Source organism: Pseudomonas sp. K5002, from assembly GCF_013386655.1.
GTDB lineage: Bacteria > Pseudomonadota > Gammaproteobacteria > Pseudomonadales > Pseudomonadaceae > Aquipseudomonas.
In genome coordinates, this window is the sequence record NZ_JACARK010000157.1 from 1 (window position 1) to 4,395 (window position 4,395).

The 4,395-nt window shown below is 63.1% G+C and carries 4 protein-coding genes and 1 pseudogene; 4 read left to right on the top strand and 1 reads right to left on the bottom strand.

Translation table 11 applies throughout. The features are described 5' to 3' along the window. The 4 genes from HX846_RS08740 to HX846_RS08755 form a co-directional block, all read left to right on the top strand. Positions 1-674: ABC transporter permease (locus tag HX846_RS08740; protein ID WP_178965273.1), on the top strand; the 674-nt coding region annotated here is incomplete at its 5' end. Between the two features lie 3 nt (positions 675-677). Continuing rightward, positions 678-1,505, top strand: a complete 828-nt coding sequence (locus tag HX846_RS08745; protein WP_178965274.1) for an ABC transporter permease — start codon at positions 678-680, stop codon at positions 1,503-1,505. A 2-nt stretch (positions 1,506-1,507) separates the two neighbouring features. After that, the gene (locus HX846_RS08750; RefSeq protein ID WP_178965275.1) at positions 1,508-3,127 is read left to right on the top strand and encodes an ABC transporter ATP-binding protein; all 1,620 of its coding nucleotides are present in this window, start codon (positions 1,508-1,510) and stop codon (positions 3,125-3,127) included. A 9-nt stretch (positions 3,128-3,136) separates the two neighbouring features. Beyond that, a complete protein-coding gene (locus HX846_RS08755; protein WP_178965276.1) occupies positions 3,137-3,835 on the top strand; it encodes an NAD(P)H-dependent oxidoreductase in 699 nt (232 codons plus the stop codon). 124 nt (positions 3,836-3,959) lie between these two features. Here the strand turns inward: HX846_RS08755 and HX846_RS08760 are convergent. Then, a pseudogene (locus HX846_RS08760) lies at positions 3,960-4,395 on the bottom strand (3-deoxy-7-phosphoheptulonate synthase); the annotation flags it as partial.

The window sequence follows — 4,395 nt, forward strand, 5'->3', positions numbered from 1 at the left end:
CACGCCTGGGCAACACCTTGCGCCTGGCGGCACTGGCGGCGTTGGTCTCGGTGCCCCTGGCGCTGGTGCTGGGGATGCTCGCCGCGCTGTACCGCAACAGCTGGTTCGACCGCCTGCTCAACACCTCGGCCCTGAGTGCGGTGTCGTTCCCGGAGTTCTTCGTCGCCTACCTGCTGATCCTGGTGTTTTCGGTCAAGCTGGGCTGGTTTCCCAGCCTGTCCAACCTGGCGCCGGATGCCTCATTCGCCACCATTCTCGAACGTTCGGTGTTGCCGGTGGCCACCCTGAGCCTGGTGGTGATCGCGCAGATGATGCGCATGACCCGCGCCTCGCTGATCAACCTGCTGGCCAGCCCGTATATCGAAATGGCCCGGCTCAAGGGCATCAGCCAGTCGCGGATTATCTGGCGCCACGCACTGCCCAATGCCCTGGCGCCGATCGTCAACGTGATCGCGCTCAACCTCGCGTACCTGGTGGTGGGCGTAGTGGTGGTGGAGGTGGTGTTTGTCTACCCGGGCCTCGGCCAGTTGCTGGTGGACTCGGTGTCCAAGCGCGATATCCCGGTGGTGCAGGCGTGCAGCCTGATCTTTGCCGCCACCTACATCCTGCTCAATACCGGCGCCGATGTGCTGTCCATCGCCACCAACCCACGCCTGATGCATCCCAAGGGGTAGACCATGAGCCTTCTCACACAACTGGCCCGGGCGCCATTGAGCGCGAAGTTCGGCCTGCTGGTCATCGTGCTGTACGTGCTGGTGGCGTTATTTGCGCCGGTGCTCGCACCTTACGGGGAAACCCAGGTGGTGGGTGACGGGTTTGCGCCCTGGAGCGGCCAATTCCTGCTGGGCACCGATAACCTCGGGCGGGACATGTTCAGCCGCCTGGTGTATGGCGCGCGCAACACCCTGGGCATCGCTTTTTTGACCACGGTGGTGGCGTTTTTGCTGGGCGGTTTGAGCGGCTTGATAGCCGCGATCAAGGGCGGCTGGGTCGACCAGGGATTGTCGCGGGTGGTGGATATCCTGATGGCGATCCCGCAACTGATCTTCGCCTTGCTGATCCTCAGCGTGGTGGGCACCAATGCCACCTCGCTGGTGCTGGTGATTGCACTGCTGGATTCGACCCGGGTGTTTCGCCTGTCCCGGGCCGTGGCGATGACCGTGGTGGTGCAGGACTTCGTCGAAGCCGCCCGGCTGCGTGGGGAAGGGCTGTGGTGGCTGGTCACCCGCGAAGTGCTGCCCAATGCCGCCGCGCCATTGATTGCCGAGTTCGGCCTGCGGTTCTGTTTCGTGTTCCTGTTTATCAGCGCGCTGTCGTTCCTTGGCCTGGGCATTCAACCGCCCACCGCCGATTGGGGCAGCATGGTCCGCGACAATGCGGTGCTGATTACCTTCGGCGACATCAGCCCGTTGCTGCCGGCCCTGGCGGTGGCGTTGATCACCGTCAGCGTGAATTTTGTCGTCGACTGGATGCTGCATAAATCCAGCGGCCTGAAGGAGTGTTGAGGATGGACAAGCCACTGCTGGAAATCCGCAACCTGCAGATTGAAGGGCATTACGAAGACGCCTGGCATCCGTTGATCAAGGGTATCGACCTGACGTTGCAACGGGGTGAGGTACTGGGGCTGATTGGTGAGTCTGGCGCGGGTAAATCAACCCTGGGCCTGGCGGCCATGGGCTTTGCCCGCGACGGTTGTCGCATCACCGGTGGCTCGGTGTGCTTTGACGGCATTCAACTGTTGCAGGCCAAACCCGAAGCCTTGCGCAAGCTTCGAGGACTGCGGATTGCCTACGTGGCGCAAAGCGCTGCCGCGTCGTTCAACCCGGCCCACCGGCTGATTGACCAGCATGTGGAAACCGCCGTGATCAACGGTGGCATCAGCCGCGCCCAGGCTGAACGCGAGGCGGTGGAGTTGTACCGCGTGCTGCGCCTGCCCAATCCGGAAACCATCGGCCAGCGTTATCCGCATCAGGTCTCCGGCGGGCAACTGCAACGGGTGATGACCGCCATGGCGATGGCCTGTCACCCGGACCTGATCATCTTCGACGAACCCACCACCGCCCTCGACGTCACCACCCAGATCGAAGTGCTGGCGGCGATTCGCGATGCGGTGAAAACCTTCGGCAGTGCCGCGCTGTATATCAGCCATGACCTGGCGGTGGTCGCGCAGATGGCCGACCGCATCATGGTGCTGCGCCACGGCAAGCTGGTGGAGGAGGCCGAGACCCGCGCCATGCTCAGCGCCCCGCAGCAGGACTACACCAAATCCCTGTGGGCGGTGCGCAGCTTTCGCACCGAACCCAAGGCCTGTCCCCAGCAGCAGATGCCGTTGCTGGAAGTGCGTCAGGTGTGCGCCAGCTACGGGCATCAGCCGGTGCTGCATGACGTGTCGATGAGCTTGCATCGCGGCCAGACGTTGGCGGTGATCGGTGAGTCCGGCAGCGGCAAAAGCTCCACCGCACGCTTGATTACCGGGTTGCTGCCGGCTACGGCGGGGCAGGTGCTGTATGACGGTGAAGCGTTACCGGCGGACTTTCGTCGGCGCAGCAAGGAGCAGTTGCGACGGATCCAGATGATCTACCAGATCCCCGATACCGCGCTGAACCCGCGCCAGCGCATCGTCGACATCATTGGCCGGCCACTGACCTTCTACCTCGGCCTCAAGGGCAAGGCCATGCGCGCCCGAGTCGCCGAGTTGCTGGAGATGATCGAGCTGGACCCGGCCACCTTCATGGAGCGTCAGCCCCGTGAGCTGTCCGGCGGCCAGAAGCAACGTATCTGCATCGCTCGCGCCCTGGCGGCCGACCCACAATTGATCATCTGCGACGAAGTGACCTCGGCCCTGGATCAGTTAGTGGCCGAGGGCGTGCTGAAACTGCTCAACCGCATTCAGCAGCAGTTGGGCGTGGGCTACCTGTTTATCACCCATGACGTGGCCACGGTGCGCGCCATTGCCGACGAAGTGGTGGTGATGCAGCGGGGCAGGGTGGTGGACCAGGGCAGCCGCAGCGCGATCTTCACCCCGCCGTATCAGGACTACACCGGCCTGCTGTTTTCATCGGAGCCGGAAATGGACCCCGACTGGCTCGACCATTTGCTGGCCGAACGGGCCGCGCTTACTTCTTGAGGAGTTTTTATGAATGTGTTGATTGTCCATGCCCATCCCGAGCCGCAGTCGTTTACCGCGGCCTTGCGTGACCAGGCCACGGCTACCCTGCAAGCGCAGGGGCATGAGGTGCAGGTCAGTGATTTGTACGCGATGCACTGGAATCCCGTAGCCAGCGCCTCGGACTTCACCTCGCGGGAGAACCCCGACTACCTGGTGTATGCCCTGGAGCAGCGCCTGGGGGTGAAAAGCCAATCCATCGCGGCGGATATCCGGCAGGAGTTGGACAAGCTGCTGTGGGCCGATCTGCTGATCCTCAACTTCCCGATCTTCTGGTTCTCGGCGCCCGCGATGCTCAAGGGCTGGATTGACCGGGTGCTGGTGTCGGGCGTGTGCTACGGCGGCAAGCGGTTTTATGATCAGGGCGGGCTCGCCGGCAAGAAAGCGCTGGTCACGGTCACCCTTGGCGGGCGCGAGCATATGTTTGGCGAGGGTGCGATTCACGGGCCGTTGGAGGACATGCTGCGGCCGATCCTGCGTGGCACGCTGGCGTATGTCGGGTTTGAGGTGCTGGAGCCGTTTGTGGCGTGGCATGTGCCGTATATCAGCGCCGAGGCCCGGCAGACTTTCCTGCACAGTTACCAGCAGCGATTGGAAGGGCTGGCGGATGACCAGCCGTTGGTGTTTCCGAAGCTCGAGCAGTTTGATGAGGCGCTGTACCCACTTTAGTCAAGTGAATGAAGATCCAGTGTGGGAGCGGGCTTGCTCGCGAAAGCGGTGCGCCAGTTGATGCATGTGCTGGCTGAACCACCGCATTCGCGAGCAAGCCCGCTCCCACATTTGATCTTCATTGTCAGGCGCGATTGTGTACCCGCAACCGCTCGGCAGCGCTGCGCAGCAGCTGTTCCGTGCCGTCCCAGCCCAGGCAGCCATCGGTGATCGACACGCCGTATTTCATCGACGGGCTCAATGGTTGGCAGCCTTCAAACAGGTGGCTTTCGATCATCATGCCGATCAGCGAGGTGTCGCCCTGCAGGCGCTGTTCCAGCACGTCGTTGAACACCGCCGGTTGGCGCAGCGGGTCTTTGCCGCTGTTGGCGTGGCTGCAGTCGACCATGATCCGCGGCGCGACTTTGCTCTTGGCAAGGTCGGCGTGAACCTGGGCCACGCTCTGGCGATCGTAGTTCGGCCCACGATGGCCGCCGCGCAACACGAGGTGAGTGTCGGGGTTGCCCGGGGTCTGGATGATCGCCGGATGGCCCTGGCTGTCGACACCGAAGTGACGGTGC

Excerpts from the sequence above, each read along its gene's own strand:
- HX846_RS08745 (WP_178965274.1), top strand. The coding sequence starts at position 678 with ATGAGCCTTCTCACACAACTGGCCCGGGCGCCATTGAGCGCGAAGTTC.
- HX846_RS08750 (WP_178965275.1), top strand. The coding sequence starts at position 1,508 with ATGGACAAGCCACTGCTGGAAATCCGCAACCTGCAGATTGAAGGGCAT.
- HX846_RS08755 (WP_178965276.1), top strand. The coding sequence starts at position 3,137 with ATGAATGTGTTGATTGTCCATGCCCATCCCGAGCCGCAGTCGTTTACC.